The 16,121-nt window shown below is 68.2% G+C and carries 17 protein-coding genes and 1 tRNA gene; 12 read left to right on the top strand and 6 right to left on the bottom strand.

Translation table 11 applies throughout. The features are described from left to right. Positions 1 to 4 precede the first annotated feature (4 nt). The 8 genes from hadA (at position 5) to rplA (ending at position 4,280) form a co-directional block, all read left to right on the top strand. Positions 5 to 481, top strand: a complete 477-nt coding sequence (gene hadA / locus AWC16_RS17110) for a (3R)-hydroxyacyl-ACP dehydratase subunit HadA (RefSeq protein ID WP_085265944.1) — start codon at positions 5 to 7, stop codon at positions 479 to 481. After that, positions 468 to 896 carry a (3R)-hydroxyacyl-ACP dehydratase subunit HadB gene (gene hadB / locus AWC16_RS17105; RefSeq protein ID WP_085265943.1) on the top strand — a complete coding sequence of 143 codons (429 nt, stop codon included), beginning with the start codon at positions 468 to 470 and terminating at the stop codon, positions 894 to 896. The genes hadA and hadB overlap by 14 nt, the downstream gene beginning before the upstream one ends. 13 nt (positions 897 to 909) lie before the next feature. Further along, the gene (hadC, locus tag AWC16_RS17100; RefSeq protein WP_085265942.1) at positions 910 to 1,410 is read left to right on the top strand and encodes a (3R)-hydroxyacyl-ACP dehydratase subunit HadC; all 501 of its coding nucleotides are present in this window, start codon (positions 910 to 912) and stop codon (positions 1,408 to 1,410) included. 161 nt (positions 1,411 to 1,571) lie between these two features. Beyond that, positions 1,572 to 1,644, top strand: a tRNA-Trp gene (locus AWC16_RS17095). 80 nt (positions 1,645 to 1,724) lie between these two features. Continuing rightward, entirely contained in the window at positions 1,725 to 2,174 is a 450-nt protein-coding gene (gene secE / locus AWC16_RS17090; protein WP_085265941.1) for a preprotein translocase subunit SecE, read from the top strand. Positions 2,175 to 2,197: 23 nt separating this feature from the next. Next, a complete protein-coding gene (nusG, locus tag AWC16_RS17085) occupies positions 2,198 to 2,983 on the top strand; it encodes a transcription termination/antitermination protein NusG (protein WP_085265940.1) in 786 nt (261 codons plus the stop codon). A gap of 25 nt (positions 2,984 to 3,008) precedes the next feature. Beyond that, positions 3,009 to 3,437, top strand: coding sequence for a 50S ribosomal protein L11 (rplK, locus tag AWC16_RS17080; RefSeq protein ID WP_065025307.1), 429 nt, complete (start codon positions 3,009 to 3,011; stop codon positions 3,435 to 3,437). 135 nt (positions 3,438 to 3,572) lie between these two features. Next, positions 3,573 to 4,280 (top strand): 50S ribosomal protein L1, encoded by a 708-nt coding sequence (gene rplA, locus AWC16_RS17075; RefSeq protein WP_085265939.1) that lies wholly within the window; start codon positions 3,573 to 3,575, stop codon positions 4,278 to 4,280. 61 nt (positions 4,281 to 4,341) lie between these two features. Here the strand turns inward: rplA and AWC16_RS17070 are convergent, their stop codons facing one another. The 5 genes from AWC16_RS17070 to AWC16_RS17050 form a co-directional block, all read right to left on the bottom strand. Beyond that, positions 4,342 to 5,232 (bottom strand): cyclopropane mycolic acid synthase family methyltransferase, encoded by an 891-nt coding sequence (locus AWC16_RS17070; protein ID WP_085266034.1) that lies wholly within the window; start codon positions 5,230 to 5,232, stop codon positions 4,342 to 4,344. 157 nt (positions 5,233 to 5,389) lie between these two features. Further along, positions 5,390 to 6,253 carry a cyclopropane mycolic acid synthase family methyltransferase gene (locus AWC16_RS17065; protein ID WP_085265938.1) on the bottom strand — a complete coding sequence of 288 codons (864 nt, stop codon included), beginning with the start codon at positions 6,251 to 6,253 and terminating at the stop codon, positions 5,390 to 5,392. 84 nt (positions 6,254 to 6,337) lie between these two features. Then, complete coding sequence (locus AWC16_RS17060) at positions 6,338 to 7,243, bottom strand: alpha/beta fold hydrolase (protein ID WP_085265937.1); 906 nt, start codon at positions 7,241 to 7,243, stop codon at positions 6,338 to 6,340. A gap of 2 nt (positions 7,244 to 7,245) precedes the next feature. After that, positions 7,246 to 8,613, bottom strand: a complete 1,368-nt coding sequence (locus tag AWC16_RS17055) for an ABC1 kinase family protein (protein ID WP_109561471.1) — start codon at positions 8,611 to 8,613, stop codon at positions 7,246 to 7,248. 17 nt (positions 8,614 to 8,630) lie between these two features. Beyond that, on the bottom strand, positions 8,631 to 9,158 hold the full coding sequence (locus AWC16_RS17050) for a DinB family protein (RefSeq protein WP_085265936.1): 528 nt from the start codon (positions 9,156 to 9,158) through the stop codon (positions 8,631 to 8,633). Between the two features lie 73 nt (positions 9,159 to 9,231). Here AWC16_RS17050 and AWC16_RS17045 point away from each other — a divergent pair, with 73 nt between their 5' ends. Together AWC16_RS17045 and AWC16_RS17040 are read left to right on the top strand one after the other, a co-directional pair. Beyond that, on the top strand, positions 9,232 to 13,422 hold the full coding sequence (locus AWC16_RS17045; protein WP_085265935.1) for a glycoside hydrolase family 38 N-terminal domain-containing protein: 4,191 nt from the start codon (positions 9,232 to 9,234) through the stop codon (positions 13,420 to 13,422). After that, a complete protein-coding gene (locus AWC16_RS17040; protein WP_085265934.1) occupies positions 13,422 to 14,336 on the top strand; it encodes an ROK family protein in 915 nt (304 codons plus the stop codon). Before AWC16_RS17045 ends, AWC16_RS17040 begins: the two co-directional genes overlap by 1 nt. 18 nt (positions 14,337 to 14,354) lie before the next feature. Here the strand turns inward: AWC16_RS17040 and AWC16_RS17035 are convergent, their stop codons facing one another. After that, positions 14,355 to 14,678: a winged helix-turn-helix transcriptional regulator gene (locus AWC16_RS17035; protein WP_085265933.1), complete on the bottom strand. Its 324-nt coding sequence runs from the start codon at positions 14,676 to 14,678 to the stop codon at positions 14,355 to 14,357. A 71-nt stretch (positions 14,679 to 14,749) separates the two neighbouring features. Here AWC16_RS17035 and AWC16_RS17030 point away from each other — a divergent pair, with 71 nt between their 5' ends. Beyond that, entirely contained in the window at positions 14,750 to 15,190 is a 441-nt protein-coding gene (locus tag AWC16_RS17030) for an anthrone oxygenase family protein (RefSeq protein ID WP_085265932.1), read from the top strand. A 262-nt stretch (positions 15,191 to 15,452) separates the two neighbouring features. Next, positions 15,453 to 16,076: a 50S ribosomal protein L10 gene (gene rplJ, locus AWC16_RS17025; protein ID WP_085266032.1), complete on the top strand. Its 624-nt coding sequence runs from the start codon at positions 15,453 to 15,455 to the stop codon at positions 16,074 to 16,076. The last annotated feature ends 45 nt before the right edge of the window (positions 16,077 to 16,121 follow it).

The following is a 16,121-nucleotide window of genomic DNA, read 5'->3' as shown; positions in this document are numbered from 1 at the left end:
AACCGTGTCGTTGGCAGATCGCCTCGCCGGGGCGCACTATCGCTACCCCGACCACTATGACGTGGAGCGGGAAAAGATCCGTGAGTACGCGCGCGCGGTCAAAGCGGTGGACCCGGCCAGCTTCGACCTGCGGGCCGCTGCCGGGCTCGGCTACGACGGCCTGGTCGCCTCGCTGACCTACATCTCGGTGTTCGGGCACAAGGCGATCTCCGGGTTCTTCGAGCACTGCGGCGTCACGGTCGATGACGCCCAGATCGTCCAGGTCGACCAGAAGCTGGAATTTCTTCAGCCGATCAAGGAGGGCGACCGGCTGTACTGCGACGTGTCGGTCGAATCGATACGTCGCGCACACGGCACCGACATCATCATGACCAAGCAGGTGGTCACCAACGATGCCGGTGACATCGTGCAGAAGACGTACACGACGCTGGCAGGCCGCGCCGGCGAAGGAGAAAAGGGTTTCACCGATGGCGTTGCGTGAGTTCAGTTCGGTCAAGGTCGGCGATCAGCTGCCGGAGCGGGTCATCCCGCTGTCGAGGCAGGACCTGGTCAACTATGCCGGTGTGTCCGGTGACCTCAACCCGATCCACTGGGACGACGAGATCGCCCAGCAGGTGGGCCTGGACACCGCGATCGCCCACGGCATGCTCACCATGGGGCTCGGCGGCGGGTACGTCACGTCCTGGGTGGGTGACCCGGGTGCGGTGACCGAGTACAACGTCCGCTTCACCTCCGTGGTACCGGTTCCCAATGACGGCAAGGGCGCGGAGATCGTCTTCAGCGGCCGGGTGAAGTCCGTCGACCCCGAAACGAAGATGGTGACGGTTGCGCTCACCGCCACCACCGGTGGCAAGAAGATCTTCGGACGGGCGGTCGCCTCGGCGAAGCTGGCCTAGGGGAGACGCAGCAATGGCGATCAAAACCGATATCCGGGGCATGATCTGGCGTTATCCCGAGCCGTTCGCCGTAGGCCGCGAGAAGATCCGCGAGTACGCTCGGGCCGTCAAGGCCGAGGACCCGTCCTGTTACGACGAGGAGGCGGCAGCCGAACTGGGCTACGACTCGCTGCTGGCGCCGTTGACCTTCGTGGCGATCCTGGCGAAGCTGGTGCAGTCCGACTTCTTCCGCCACGTCGACACCGGCTACACCACCATGCAGATGGTCCAGGTCGATCAGGGGTTCACCTACCGCAAGCCGATCAAGGCCGGCGACATGCTCTACGCGCGGATGGAGATCGCCTCGGTGAACGAGCGCTTCGGCGCCGACATCGTGACGACCCGCAATATCCTGACCAACCAGGATGGCGACGTGGTGCTGGAGGCGTTCACCACCATGATGGGCCACGACGGTGACGATTCGGTCAACCTCAGGTGGGACGCCGAAACCGGTCAGGTCGTCCGAACAGCCTGATTAGTAACTGGCCGCGGCGGCGAGGTACACTCGGACTTCGGGATTTTCCCAGCACTAGCGCGCTTTCCGTGAGGCGAACGGGGGGCGCGCGAATTGTGTGGGCCGGAGACGGCGCACAGGGCGAATCTCCGAGAACACGCAGGTTGGTCTGCCAACCGCGAAGGGGCGTAGCTCAACTGGCAGAGCAGCGGTCTCCAAAACCGCAGGTTGCAGGTTCAAGTCCTGTCGCCCCTGCTGACGTGCCATGGTGGACACTGGAGTACACCATGCGCGATACGGCAATGAGATAAGCGAGAAGAACGAAGGAGCATGCGGTGACCGACGAGCTCGACCGTCCCGACGCCGCAGCCGACGGCGACAGCGATGCCGAATCCACCGGCCGCAACGCTCGCACGGCCGTGGTGAGCAGGCAGGTCGGCGAACCGCTGCGGCCCACCGGCAAGCGCTCGCGGCGACGCGGCGCGGGTGACGATGCAGACGTGGATTCCACGGCCATCGAGCTGGACTCCGAAGACGCCGGGACCGTCAAGAAGGCGAAGAAGCCCAAGAAGAAGACGGAGGGGCCGTCCCGCAACCCGTTCGTCTTCGTCCTCAACTACCTCAAGCAGGTCGTCGGCGAGCTTCGCAAGGTGATCTGGCCGAACCGCAAGCAGATGGTCACCTACACCGCGGTGGTGCTGGCGTTCCTGGTCTTCATGGTGGCTTTGGTCTCCGGGGCAGACTTCGGATTCGCCAAGCTGGTGCTGCTGGTGTTCGGCGAGTGAAGTTATAGGAAGGACTGACAACCGTGACTACCTTCGACGGCGATACGCCCGCGGGCGAGCCGGTCGACGTGGCGGAGACCACCGAGGTTGCCGCTGACGACTCCGCGGTGGAGGCCGCTGCGGCTCCCGAGGTCGCCGAGGCCGCTGAGCCTCAGCCGGCCGAGGAAGCGCCGGCTGAGGAGGAACTCGACCCCGCGGTGGCGCTGAAGGCCGAGCTGCGCTCCAAGCCGGGCGACTGGTACGTCATCCACTCCTACGCCGGTTACGAGAACAAGGTGAAGGCCAACCTCGAGACCCGCGTGCAGAACCTCGACGTCGGCGACTACATCTTCCAGGTGGAAGTGCCCACTGAAGAGGTCACCGAGATCAAGAACGGCCAGCGCAAGCAGGTCAACCGCAAGGTGCTGCCGGGCTACATCCTGGTCCGGATGGACCTCACCGACGACTCCTGGTCGGCGGTGCGCAACACCCCCGGCGTCACCGGATTCGTCGGTGCCACCTCCCGGCCCACCTCACTGCCGCTGGACGACGTGGTCAAGTTCCTGCTGCCCCAAGGCGCGGCCAAGAAGCAGGCGCGGGGTACGGCGAGCACCGCGGCGGCCGCCGCCGAGGGCGGCCTGGAGCGGCCGGTCATCGAGGTCGACTACGAGGTCGGCGAATCGGTCACCGTCATGGACGGCCCGTTCGCCACGCTGCCCGCCTCGATCAGCGAGGTCAACGCCGAACAGCAGAAGCTCAAGGTGCTGGTGTCCATCTTCGGTCGCGAGACACCAGTGGAACTGGCCTTCAACCAGGTCTCCAAGATTTAGTACGTAGGAAAGGAACACCCCACTCATGGCCCCGAAGAAGAAGGTCGCCGGTCTGATCAAGCTTCAGATCGAAGCCGGCCAGGCCAACCCCGCGCCGCCGGTCGGACCCGCGCTCGGTCAGCACGGCGTCAACATCATGGAGTTCTGCAAGGCGTACAACGCCGCGACGGAGAGCCAGCGCGGCAACGTCATCCCGGTGGAGATCACCGTCTACGAGGACCGCAGCTTCACCTTCGCGCTCAAGACCCCGCCCGCGGCGCGGCTGCTGCTCAAGGCCGCCGGTATCGCCAAGGGCTCGGCCGAGCCGCACAAGACCAAGGTCGCCAAGGTGAGCTGGGATCAGGTGCGCGAGATCGCCGAGACCAAGAAGGCCGACCTCAACGCCAACGACATCGAGGCCGGCGCCAAGATCATCGCCGGTACCGCCCGCTCCATGGGCATCACCGTCGAGTAAGACCTGTTGATTCTGCGCTGACGGTGGAGAAGTGCGAGTAAGCACCGCCCTGGACGCAGACTCAACGCAGAAGGAAAGTGTGGGAGGGCCAGCTTCGGCCCGCTGACCACAACCAACCACGAGATTGGAAAATCGATGAGCAAGAACAGCAAGGCCTACCGCGCCGCCGCCGAGAAGGTGGACCGCGACAACCTCTACACCCCGCTGCAGGCGGCCAAACTGGCCAAGGAGACCTCCTCGACCAAGCAGGACGCCACCGTCGAGGTCGCCATTCGGCTCGGGGTCGACCCGCGCAAGGCCGACCAGATGGTCCGCGGCACCGTCAACCTGCCGCACGGCACCGGTAAGACCGCACGCGTGGCGGTGTTCGCGGTCGGCGAGAAGGCCGAGCAGGCCATCGCCGCCGGCGCCGACGTGGTCGGCAGCGACGACCTGATCGAGAAGATCCAGGGTGGTTTTCTTGACTTCGACGCGGCGATCGCCACCCCGGACCAGATGGCCAAGGTGGGTCGTATCGCCCGCGTGCTGGGTCCGCGCGGCCTGATGCCCAACCCCAAGACCGGCACCGTCACCCCCGACGTCGCCAAGGCCGTCTCCGACATCAAGGGCGGCAAGATCAACTTCCGGGTGGACAAGCAGGCCAACCTGCACTTCGTCATCGGCAAGGCCTCGTTCGACGAGAAGAACCTGGCGGAGAACTACGGCGCCGCCCTCGACGAGGTGCTGCGTCTCAAGCCGTCGTCCTCCAAGGGCCGCTACCTCAAGAAGGTCACCATCTCGACCACCACCGGCCCCGGCATCCCGGTGGACCCGGCCGTCACCCGCAACTTCGCGGGCGAGTAGTCCACAGCGAAAAGCCCCCGCACGCTAGGCGCGTGGCGGGGGCTTTTTCATGCTGTCCGGGTCAGGCGGCGTCTTTGACGTAGGTGACCAGGCTGACGTCCAGGGCCTCGTCGGTGAAGTAGTACTCGCAGCCGCGCAGGTACTTCATGTAGCGCTGGTAGACCTCTTCGGACTGGATCGCAACGGCCTCGTCGTGATGGGCCTCCAGCGCGTCGCCCCAGATCCTGAGGGTCTTGATGTAGTGCGGCCGCAGCGAAATCGCCTCCGGCACAGTGAAACCGGCCTTCTCGCCGTGGTCGATCATCATCTGGGTGGTGGGCAGGCGCCCGCCCGGGAAGATCTCGGTGAGGATGAACTTGATGAATCGTGCGGTCTCGAACGTCAGCTTCTTGCCGCGCGCGTTGAGCTCATAGGGGTGGAAGCCCACGCTGCTCTGGATCGCCATCCGGCCGTCGGCCGGCATGATCTCGTAACAGTTCTTGAAGAAGTCGTCGTAGTTCTCGAAACCGAAGTGCTCGAACGCCTCGACCGAGACGATCCGGTCCACCGGCTCGTGAAACTCTTCCCAGCCCTGCAGCAGGACCCGCCGCGACCGGTCGGTGTCGATGGCATCCAGCAGTTCCTGAGAGTACGCGTGCTGGTTCTTCGACAAGGTCAAGCCGATCACGTTGACGTCGTACTTCTCGACGGCGCGCTTCATGGTCCCGCCCCAGCCGCAACCGATGTCCAGCAGCGTCATTCCCGGCCGCAGATCCAGCTTGTCCAGGTTCAGGTCGAGCTTGGCGACCTGAGCCTCCTCCAAGCTGATGTCCCACGGCTCGAAGTACGCGCAGCTGTAGGTGCGGCTCGGGTCCTGGAACAGCGCGAAGAAGTCATCAGACAGGTCGTAGTGCGCCTGGATGTTTTCGAATTTCGGACGCATCCCCGCGGTGTGTGTCGCTTTGTCCGCCATCTGTGACTGATTGCCTTCCTGATGAAGCCCGGTGTGACTGCACATGGCGTCTGCTCTGTCGCCTGTGCGGGTCAACTGTTGCAGCTTAGCGTGTCGAGGGTGGGCCGGTTGACGTGAAATGTAGCGAAGCCGGAACCCGGGGCAGGCCCGATCCGTGCTATTTCTGCAGCGTGTACTGGTGCACGCTGTTGTACCCCTCGCGGAACAGTCTTACGCAGCCGTTGAGGTACTTGTCGAAGCGGTCGTAGGCTTCCTGGCCCTGGACCTCGATCGCCCGCTCCTTGTTGGCCGCCAACATCGCCGCCCAGTCCTCCAGGGTGCGTGCGTAGTGCGGCCCGATCTCGTCGTCGCGGGTCACACGGAAACCGGCCTCGGCGGCGAACTTGCGGGGCAACCACGCCGACGGAAGCTGCCCGCCCGGGAAGATCTCCTTCATGATGAACAGGGTGAACTTGGCCAGCTCCATCGTCATCGGAAGACCCTTCTGCTGGGCTTCGTCCTGGCCGCTGATGCCGGTGATGGTGTGCAGCAGCATCCGTCCGTCGGCCGGCAGCGCGTCGTAGGTGATCTTGAAGAAGTCCGCCCAGCGGTCACGCCCGAAGTGCTCGAACGCGCCGATCGACACGATCCGGTCCACCTTGTCGGTGAACTCCTCCCAGCCCTGCAGTCGAACCTCGATGTTGCGGTTGGTGTCCACCTTGGACAGCTTCTCGATGGCGTAGTCGCGCTGCTCGCCACTGAGGGTCAGCCCGATGACGTTGACGTCGTACTTCTCCAGCGCGTGCTGCATGCAGGCCCCCCAGCCGCATCCAACGTCGAGCAGCGTCATACCGGGCTCCAGACCCAGCTTGCCCAGCGCCAAGTCGAACTTGGCGATCTGCGCCTCGTCGCAGGTGGTGTCCTTGTCCGGATAGAACCCGCAGGTGTAGCCCATCGTCGGACCTAGGAACAGCTCGTAGAACTCGTTCGAGATGTCGTAGATCGACTGCAGTTCCTCGTACTTCGGCTCCAGTTTGGGCATGCTTGGTTCACTCACGATCTTCTGGGGGGTATAGGGAGAGGCTCCGACATCTTAGCGTTTGACGGCGCGAATCCAGCAATGGGCTCAGTGTGCGGCGGCAAATGTCATGGTCAGCTCGCTGATCACCGAATCCCACAGCTCCTCGGGCAGGTCGTGGCCCATCCCTTCGAACAGCACCAACCGGGCGCGGTCGATGGCGTCGGCCACCGCCTTTCCCCCCGACGGGCGCATCAGCTTGTCGGCCAGGCCGTGGATGACCACCGTCGGCGCGGTGATCAGCTGGTCGTAGGCCGCCAGGCTGCCGGTGGCCAGGATGGCGCCGAACTGCCGGGCGATACCCCACGGGTAGTAGCTGCGTTCGTAGGCCTCGATGATGTTGGCCCGCAACTGATGCTCCGGCGTCGGGTACCGGGGACTGCCGATGATCCGGCTGGCCCGCACCGCGTTGTCGACGATCACCTCGCGGGGCGAGTCCGGTGATGGCCCGCTCAGCAGCGCCAGCAGCGCGCGCGGCGCCGGCGGCGGCAGGAAGCGCCGGTTGTTGCTGGAGAAGATCACTCCCAGCGACTGGGTCCGCGCGGCGAACCGGGCCGCGAAGATCTGCGCGATCATCCCGCCCATCGAGGCGCCGACCACGTGTGCCTGGTCGATATCCAGGTGGTCCAGCACGGCGGCGGCGTCGTCGGCCATGTCCTCGAGGGTGTACACCGCCGAGCTGGGCTTACCCAGCCAGAACCGGGCCATCTGGGGGACCAGCGCGCCGCGGGCATGCTCACGGCCCAGTTTGGTGGACAAGCCGACGTCGCGATTGTCGTAGCGGATGACCCGCAGGCCCTGGGCCACCAGCTTCTCGCAGAACCCGGTGCGCCACAGCAGCAGCTGGGCGCCCAGGCCCATCACCAGCAGAACGGGCGGGTCGGCTGGGTTTCCCAGGTCCTCGTAGAAGATCTCCAGGTCTCCCGAGCGGGCGGTACCGCTGCGCACCTCCACGGTCAGACCCCCAGCTCGTCTTGGTCGTTCTCGTGGTCGTCCTTGTGTTCGCGGCTGACATCGACCATGAAGTTGGCGAAGTAGCCGGTCAGCTGGGGATCCGACATCATCTGCCAGCGCGGCGCCAACAACTTCATGTACCGCTCCACGTAGAGGAACTGCTTGCCGATCAACACCAGCTCGCGCGGCAACTTAACGTCGTAGGCGTCGGCCAGCGCCCCGAGCTGCCTGCCGATGTCAGCGTAGGACATGTCGCCCAGCGACTTCATGGTCAGCGGGGTGGCGAACGCCTCCAGATCCTTGGCGGCCTGGCCCTCCGGTTTGACGGTGCCCACCGCGCCCATCAGCACCACGATCTTGCCGGCCGCGGCGTGGTCCTTCTTGACCAGCAGCGCGTACACCAGCTCGCGCAGCAGCCAGCGGGTGCGCGGGTCGATACGGCCCATGATCCCGAAGTCCAGGAACACCACCCGGCCCTGGTCGTCGACCAGCAGGTTGCCGGCGTGCAGGTCGCCGTGGAACAGGCCGTGCCGCAGCCCGCCCTCGAAGGTGGAGAACAGCAGTGCCTTGACCAGCTCGACGCCGTCGAAGCCGGCCTTGCGGATGGCGGGGGCGTCGTCGATGCGCAGGCCCGCCACCCGTTCCATGGTCAGCACCCGCTCGCTGGTGAAGTCCCAGTGCACGTCGGGCACTTTGATGTTCTTGCCGAGCGGGGAGGCGTGCAGATGCGACACCCAGGTCTGCATGGACTGCGCCTCGATCCGGAAGTCCAGTTCTTCGGCGAGGTTGTCGGAGAAGTCGGCGACGACGTCCTGGGCGGACAGTCGGCGGCCGAGCTTGGCCAGCTCGACGACCTGCGCGAACCGTTTGAGGATCTGCAGGTCCGCGGCGACCCGGCGACGGATGCCCGGCCGCTGGATCTTGACCACGACCTCCTCGCCGCTGTGCAGGGTGGCGAAATGGACCTGTGCGATCGACGCCGACGCGATCGGGGTCTCGTCGAACTTGGCGAACAGCTCCTGCGGTTCGGCGCCCAGCTCCTCGACGAACAGGGTGTGCACCGAGGCCGGGTCGGCCGGTGGCACGGCGTCGAGCAGGCCGCGGAACTCCCGGGACAGCTGCTCGCCGAATGCGCCGGGGCTCGAGGCGATGATCTGGCCGAACTTGACGTAGGTGGGGCCCAGGTCGGCGAAGGTCTGCGGCAGCTCGCGGATCACCTTCTGCTGGATCGGGCCGGGCCCGAGCAGCCGGCTGAAGACCCGGGTGACGGCGCGGGTGAGCTGCCAGCCCGTCGCACCGATGCGGGCGGCTTCGACCGGCAACGGCACCCGGTCCAGCTGGGCCACCTGGCGGGGTGGGGTCGCACTCATTGCTGCAGTCTGCCAAATCAGCGGCGGAAGTTCTCTGTCCGGTGAACGTACAGATCCCGCAGGCACGCGATCTCGGCTCCGTGGTGGATGGCTTCGCGGTGGATGTGCAGGACCAGCTGCGCCATGGTGTGGTCGGCCCACGGTCCCTCGGCCGGTCCGATCGGCCGGGCCAACGCGGGCTCGTCGAGGCCACGCACCCCGGCGATCCAGCGTGCGTAGGCGTCGTCGAGCTGGTGCAGCGCGGTGGCGGCGTCCAGCGCATACGGCCAGGTGTCGTAGTCGGCCGGCGGGCCGGCGAAGTGGTGATGGTTGCGCATCGCGAACACGCCGACGGTGATGTGCGTCATCCGCCAGGCGATGGTGGTGAACGGTGCCGGCACCGGCGACGGAAACGCGAAGTCGATTCTGCCGGGGCGCACGTTCCAGCAGTCCGGCACCGGCTCCCACAGGTACTCGTCGTCGCTGAGGCCGTCCAACCGCGGGCGCAGCAGGTGCTGCCAGTGCCAGTCGAGTTGGTCGGCCAGTACATCACTGGTGACGGGCATACCCCGAGCCTGCCAGGCACGCCCGGTCGCCGAAAGGCGCCATGCAGCCGCCGCGCATCCGTAGGTTTGTGCCATGCGGATCCTGGAGGCCGAATCGACCGAGAAGTTCGTCGGGCCGGCCGGTGTGCCCGTGCAGCTGGTGCGGGTGAGCTATGCCGACGCCGACGTGCCGACATCGGTCCGGATCGACGGCGACGGCCTGGCCGGGGAAGCCGTCGCCGAGGCGGGCAGCGGTGTCATCGAGGTGCCGGTGACCGTCGAGAACCCGGTGCCCGGACAGCAGCGGGCGGCCCGGGTCAACGGCACCACGGGTTTTGAGTTCACCGTGGCCGAACCCGGTTGGACGATGTTCATGGTGGGCCACTTCCACTACGACCCGGTGTGGTGGAACACCCAGGCCAACTACACCAGCGTGTGGACCGAGAACCCGCTCGGCGCGTGCCGGCAGACCAACGGCTTCAGCCTGGTGCGCGGTCACCTGGACTGGGCCCGGGACAACCCCGAGTACAAGTTCGTGCTGGCCGAGGTCGACTACCTCAAGCCGTACTGGGACACCCACCCCGAGGACCGCGCCGAACTGCGCGAGCTGATGGCGCAGGGCCGGGTCGAGGTGATGGGCGGCACCTACAACGAGCCGTCGACCAACCTCACCGATGCCGAGACGACGATTCGGAACCTGGTGACGGGTCTGGGGTTCCAGCGCGACATCATGGGCGCCGATCCAGCGACGGCCTGGCAGCTCGACGTGTTCGGGCACGACCCGCAGTTCCCCGGACTGGTCGCCGACGCCGGGCTGACCTCCAGCGCCTGGGCCCGCGGACCGTTCCACCAGTGGGGGCCGATGGCTGATGGCGGCGATCCGCGCCGGATGCAGTTCCCATCCGAATTCGAATGGATCGCGCCGTCGGGACGCGGCCTGCTGACCCACTACATGCCCGCGCACTACGCGGCCGGCTGGTGGATGGACGCCCAGGAAACCCTGGCCGACGCCGAGGACGACGTCTACCGGTTGTTCACCGAGATGAAGAAGATCGCCGCCACCCGCAACGTGCTGCTGCCGGTGGGCACCGACTTCACTCCGCCGAACCGCTGGATCACCGAGATCCACCGGGACTGGAACGCCCGCTACACCTGGCCCAGGTTCGTCTGCGCCCTGCCGAGTGAGTTCTTCGCCGCGGTGCGCGCCGAACTGGACGAGCGCGGCGCCGCGCCGTCCCCGCAGACCCGCGACATGAACCCGATCTACACCGGCTGCCACGTCTCCTATATCGACACCAAGCAGGCCAACCGGGCCGCCGAACAGGCGGTGCTGGGCGCGGAGCGCTTCGGCGTGTTCGCCGCGGCCCTGACCGGGGCGGACTACCCGGAGGCGGCGTTGGCCAAAGCGTGGGCGCAACTGTGTTACGGCGCCCACCACGACGCCATCACCGGTTCGGAGGCCGACCAGGTCTACCTGGACCTGCTGACCGGCTGGCGCGACGCCTGGCAACTGGGCGCCGACGCCCGCGACAACGCGTTGGCGGTGCTGTCGGGGCTGGTGGACGCCGGGGACGCGGACGGCGCGGGGGTTGTGGTGTGGAACCCGGTGGCGCAGCGACGCACCGACGTGGTCACGGTGCGGTTGGAGAAGCCACTGGCGGCCGGGGCGCGCGTCATCGACACCGACGGCACCGAACTGCCCGCCCAGGTGGAGCACGACGGCACCACGGTCAGCTGGCTGGCCCGCGACGTGCCGTCGCTGGGCTGGCGGTCCTACCGGCTGATCCCCGCCCCGGACGCGCCGGGCTGGCAGCCGGTGCCCGGCACCCGGATCGGCAATGAGCACCACCGGCTGACCGCCGACCCGGCCCGCGGCGGCGGCATCACGTCCTGGCTGCACGGGGGCCGCGAAATGGTCATCGACGGCGGGCTGGGCAACCAGCTCGCCGTCTACGACGAATATCCCCGGCACCCGCAGTCCGGTGAGGGGCCGTGGCATCTGGTGCCCAGCGGCAACCTGTTCACCTCCGCGGTTGCCCGCGACGTGACCGTGCAGGCCTACCGCGGGCCGTTGGGGGAGCGGCTGGTGGTCTCCGGACGGATCCGCAACGTGCTGGCCTACACCCAGACGCTGACGCTGTGGCACGGCGTGGACCGGGTGGACTGCTCCACGACCATCGATGAGTTCACCGGCTCCGACCACCTGCTGCGGCTGCGCTGGCCCTGCCCGGTGCCCGGCGCCATGCCGGTCGCCGAGGTGGCCGATGCCGTCATCGGCCGCGGGTTCGGCCTGCTGCATGAGCCCAGCGGGCGTTCGGTGGACACCGCGCGCCATCCCCGCACCCTCGATACGCCCGCCAACCGTTGGTTCGGCCTGTCCGCGACGGCCCGGATCAGCGTCGGCGGAGTTGCCGGGGGCAGCCGGGCGGTGTCGGTGGCCGAAGTCATCACCCCCGACGGGCTGGCCGCGCCGCGGGATCTGATGGTCGCGCTGGTGCGTGCGGGCGTCACCGCCACCTGTTCGGACGGCGACGGTCCCCGCTACGGCAACCTCGACGTCGACTCCAACCTGCCCGACACCCGCATCGCGCTGGGCGGACCGGACCGCAACACCTTCACCAAAGCGCTGCTGGACGTCGCCGATCCCGCCTACGCCGCCGAGCTGCACCGCCAGCTCGAGCGGCACGGGCGGGCCCGGGTCTGGGTGCCCGCGGAGAAACCGCTCACCGAGGTGTGGGTTCCCGGAGCCGACCTGACCGGTCCGCGTGCGCTGCCGGTGCTGATCGTCGCCGCCGGTGACGAGGCTGGTCTGTCGGCCGAGATCGCCCGAGTGGCCGACGACCTGGCCGCCGCCGAGATCGTGGTGGACCAGGATGCTCCCGCTGAGATGGAGCCCTTCGAGGCGCGCACCGTCGCACTGATCAACCGCGGCGTGCCCAGTTTCGCCGTCGATTCGGCGGGCACACTGCACACCGCGCTACTGCGGTCCTGCACCAGCTGGCCGTCGGCGTCCTGGACCGACGACCCGCGCCGCACCGCCCCCGACGGCAGCGCTTTCCAACTGATGCACTGGACGCACACCTTCGACTACGCGCTGGTGGCCGGCGACGGCGACTGGCGGCAGGCGGGGATCCCGGCACGCAGCGCGGAATTCGCCGACCCGCTGCGAGCCGTGCCGGTGGCCGGGGGCTCCGGCCCGCTGCCGGCCAGTGGCTCGCTGCTGAGCGTCGATCCGGTCGAGGGTGTCGGCCTGGGGGCGCTCAAGGCGGCCGGCAACCCGATGGCACGCGGCAGTGCAACGCCCGTCGAGCCGAAGACCGTCACCCTGCGGCTGGTGGAAACCCACGGGACCGACACCGCGGTCAGGCTGCGCAGCGACCTGGGCCCGGTGACGGTGCTGGGCCGCGCCGACCTGCTGGAGCAGCCGCGCGAGCACCCAGCCCCGGACCGGCTGCACGGCTACGAGATCGCCACCGTCACCGCCCGGCTCGGCGTTGAAAGTGTGGGCGCCGGCGGCCCTTTGGGCTCCGATGCCGAAGCCGCGCAGCCGCTGTACGCCCGCTACTGGCTGCACAACCGTGGGCCGGCGCCGCTGGGCGGACTGCCGGTGACTCCCACCCTGCATCCGCACCGGGTGGACGCAGCGCCGGGCGAGCAGCTGAACCTGGAGCTGAGCGTGGCCAGCGACTGCGTCGACGCGGCACTGTCCGGCGCGGTGACGCTGGCCTGCCCGGACGGCTGGACGGCCACGCCGGCCGAACAAGACGTGCGGCTGGCGGCGGGGGAGCACGCACGCACTCCGATAGCGGTGACGGTGCCGCCGGATGCCGCTCCGGGGCTCTATCCCGTCCGCGCCCGGCTCGACCTGACCGGCGACGTGCCGCGGTCCTGGCGCCAGCCGGTCGAAGACGTGACGGTGGTGCGCGTCGGCGATCCGGGTCCCGACCGGCTGGTCTACCTCGACGATCCCGGCGGGGTCGAGGTGACCGCGGGTCGGTCTGCGCGGCTGACGGTCACCGTCGGCACCGATGCGCGTGCCGACCTGGCGGTGGAGGCTCATCTGATCAGCCCGTGGGGCACCTGGGAGTGGGCCGGCCCGGCCTCGGTGGGCGCGGTGGTGCCGGCCGGTGGCCGGGTCCAGTTGAGCTTCGTGATCGCTCCGCCGGCCTGGGTTCAGCCCGGAGCCTGGTGGGCACTGGTCCGGGTCGGCGGTGCGGGCGCGTTGGCGTACTCGCCGGCGGTGCCGATGACGGTGCTGGCCCCCGGCGCGGTGGGTCTCGACTGATGGCCGGCGTACTGGCGCTGGACGTCGGCGGCACCAAGATCGCCGCCGGGCTGGTGGACGCCGACGGAGCACTGACCTACACCGCCACCCTGCCCACCCGGGCCGATCAGGGCACCGAGGTGGTGTGGTCGGTGGTGGCCGAGCTGATCGACGGCGCCCTCGCGCAGGCCGGGGGCCGGGTCGACGCGGTCGGGATCGGCTCGGCCGGGCCCGTCGACGTCAACGCCGGGACGGTCAGCCCGATCAACATCCCCGGCTGGCGCGGTTTCGCCCTGCGTGACCGGGTCGCCGCCGCGGTGCCCGGAGTATCGGTCCGGTTGGGCGGCGACGGCCTGTGCATGGCGCTCGGCGAACATCGCTACGGGGCGGGCCGAGGAACGCGATCCATGCTGGGCATGGTGGTCTCGACGGGGGTGGGCGGCGGCCTGGTCCTCGATGGCGCCCCCTTCCACGGCCGCTCCGGCAACGCGGGGCACGTCGGGCACGTCATCGTCGACCCCGACGGCGAGTTGTGCCGCTGCGGGGGCCGGGGCTGTGTGGAGACCATCGCATCCGGCCCGTCGATGGTGCGTTGGGCGCTGGCCAACGGGTGGGCGCCGGAGGGGACCGCGGCGGATGCCAAGGCGCTCGGTGACGCCGCCGAAGCCGGCGACCCGGTGGCCCTGCGGGCGTTCCGGCGCGGCACCGACGCGCTGGCGGTGATGATCGCCTCGGTGGCGGCGGTGTGCGACCTGGATCTGGTGGTGATCGGCGGGGGAGTCGCCAGATCCGGCGCCTTGTTGTTCGACCCGCTGTGGGCGGCGCTGGCCGAGCGTGCCGGGTTGGACTTCCTGGCCGGCCTGCGGGTGGTGCCCGCCGAACTCGGTGGTGAGGCCGGGCTGGTGGGCGCGGGGGTGCTGGCCACCCTGCCTTGATGTTGTGCGGGTGCAGAGTCAACGCGACAGGTGGACGCGGCCCCACTCGCACAGCTGGGCCAGTACCGGAGCCAGCGTCGTCCCGTACTCCGAGACCGAATAGTGCACACATGGCGGCACGGTGCCGGCGTCGTGCCGCTCGATGATCCCGTCGGCGACGAGCTCGTGCAGATGACGGATGAGCATCCGTTCGGTGATGCCCGGAATGCTGCGCCGTAGCTCGGCGGTGCGCATCGGCCCGTCGGCCAGGCGCCACAGGATGGTGCCCTTCCAACGGCCGTTGATGACCGACAGCGCGGCGTCGATCGGGCAGTCGCTGACGATTGTTCTTGATGCCGCCACCAGCGCTCCTAATGCTGACTAATTTGTCAGTACCTTGTTTTTTGTCAGCATAGACGTCACAGTCGACTGTTGTGAAGCAGATTGTGGAGATACTTGCGCTGGTGGTGGTCGGGGCCTTGGTGGGTTCGGAGTTCGCAGTGGCGGCGTTCTTTCGCCCAATCGTCGGGCGGCTGCCCGACGACGCCTTCTGGGCCGCCCGCGGTGACGGCGCCGGACTGCTGGGGAAGGTGATGCCGTTTTGGTACCTGACCGCGTTGGCGCTGTTGGTCGGGGCCGCCGCCGTCGCCGGTCCGCAGCGGTGGCTCATCGGTGCCGGCGTGGGCCTGATGGTGGTCGTTGCGCTGCTGTCGGTGCTGGTGCTGGTGCCGATCAACAACAAGATCGCAGCGTGGCGCAGCGCCGACGAGGTGTCCCGAGTGCTTGCGGCGCGCTGGGATCGGCTGCACTGGTTGCGGGTGGCGATGTTGGCGGTGATCTTCGTGCTGTTGGTGGTCGGCGTCGTGAACGCCTGACCCTCGGCCGACGGCGCCCGTTTTGGCTGATCGGGCCTCGTCACGCTATGGTGTGTGGCGATCCACCGAAGACCGTCGGTCACCGAGCAATCGGTTGAAGGTCCGGGAACATCCCGGCGGCCCACGCAGGAGGACGAGGCACCGGCCCCGCCGGCACGTATTCGTGACGCCCCGACCGCTTCCTGCGTCGGGGCGTTCGTTCGTTTCTCGGGTGGTTCACCTGGACAAGTACGACAAGTACAGCGACCCCGAGGAGGTATGCATGGCGCGGGCTGACAAGACCGCCGCCGTCGCGGACATCGTCGAGCAGTTCAACGACTCGACCGCCACCGTGATCACCGAGTACCGCGGTCTGACGGTTGCGAACCTGGCCGAGCTGCGGCGTTCGCTCGCCGGTTCGGCCACCTACACGGTGGCCAAGAACACACTGGTCAAGCGCGCCGCTGCCGAGGCCGGGGTGGAGGGGCTCGATGAGCTCTTCGCCGGCCCGACGGCGATCGCGTTCGTCCGGGGTGAGCCGGTCGATGCCGCCAAGGCCATCAAGAAGTTCGCCAAGGACCACAAGGCGCTGGTCATCAAGGGCGGCTACATGGACGGCCACGCGCTCAGCGTCGCCGAGGTGGAGCGCATCGCCGACCTGGAGTCGCGCGAGGTGCTGCTGGCCAAGATGGCCGGTGCCATGAAGGCCAACCTGTCCAAGGCCGCCGGCCTCTTCGCCGCCCCGGCGTCGCAGATGGCCCGCCTGGCCGCGGCGCTGCAGGAGAAGAAGCCTGCCGAGGCTGCGGCGGCACCGGCTGCCGCCGCGGCCCCGGCCGAGACCGAAGCCCCTGCCGAGACCGAGGCTCCGGCCGAAACCGCCGAGGCTCCGGCCGAGACAACCGAATAACCACGCATAACCCAAACCCAACTTCCTAACCGGAATCAGAAAGGA

This window comes from Mycolicibacter longobardus, from assembly GCF_002102265.1.
Classification (GTDB): domain Bacteria; phylum Actinomycetota; class Actinomycetes; order Mycobacteriales; family Mycobacteriaceae; genus Mycobacterium; species Mycobacterium longobardum.
Note: the sequence above shows the minus strand (reverse complement) of the source record. Positions and strands in the feature narration are given on the sequence as shown.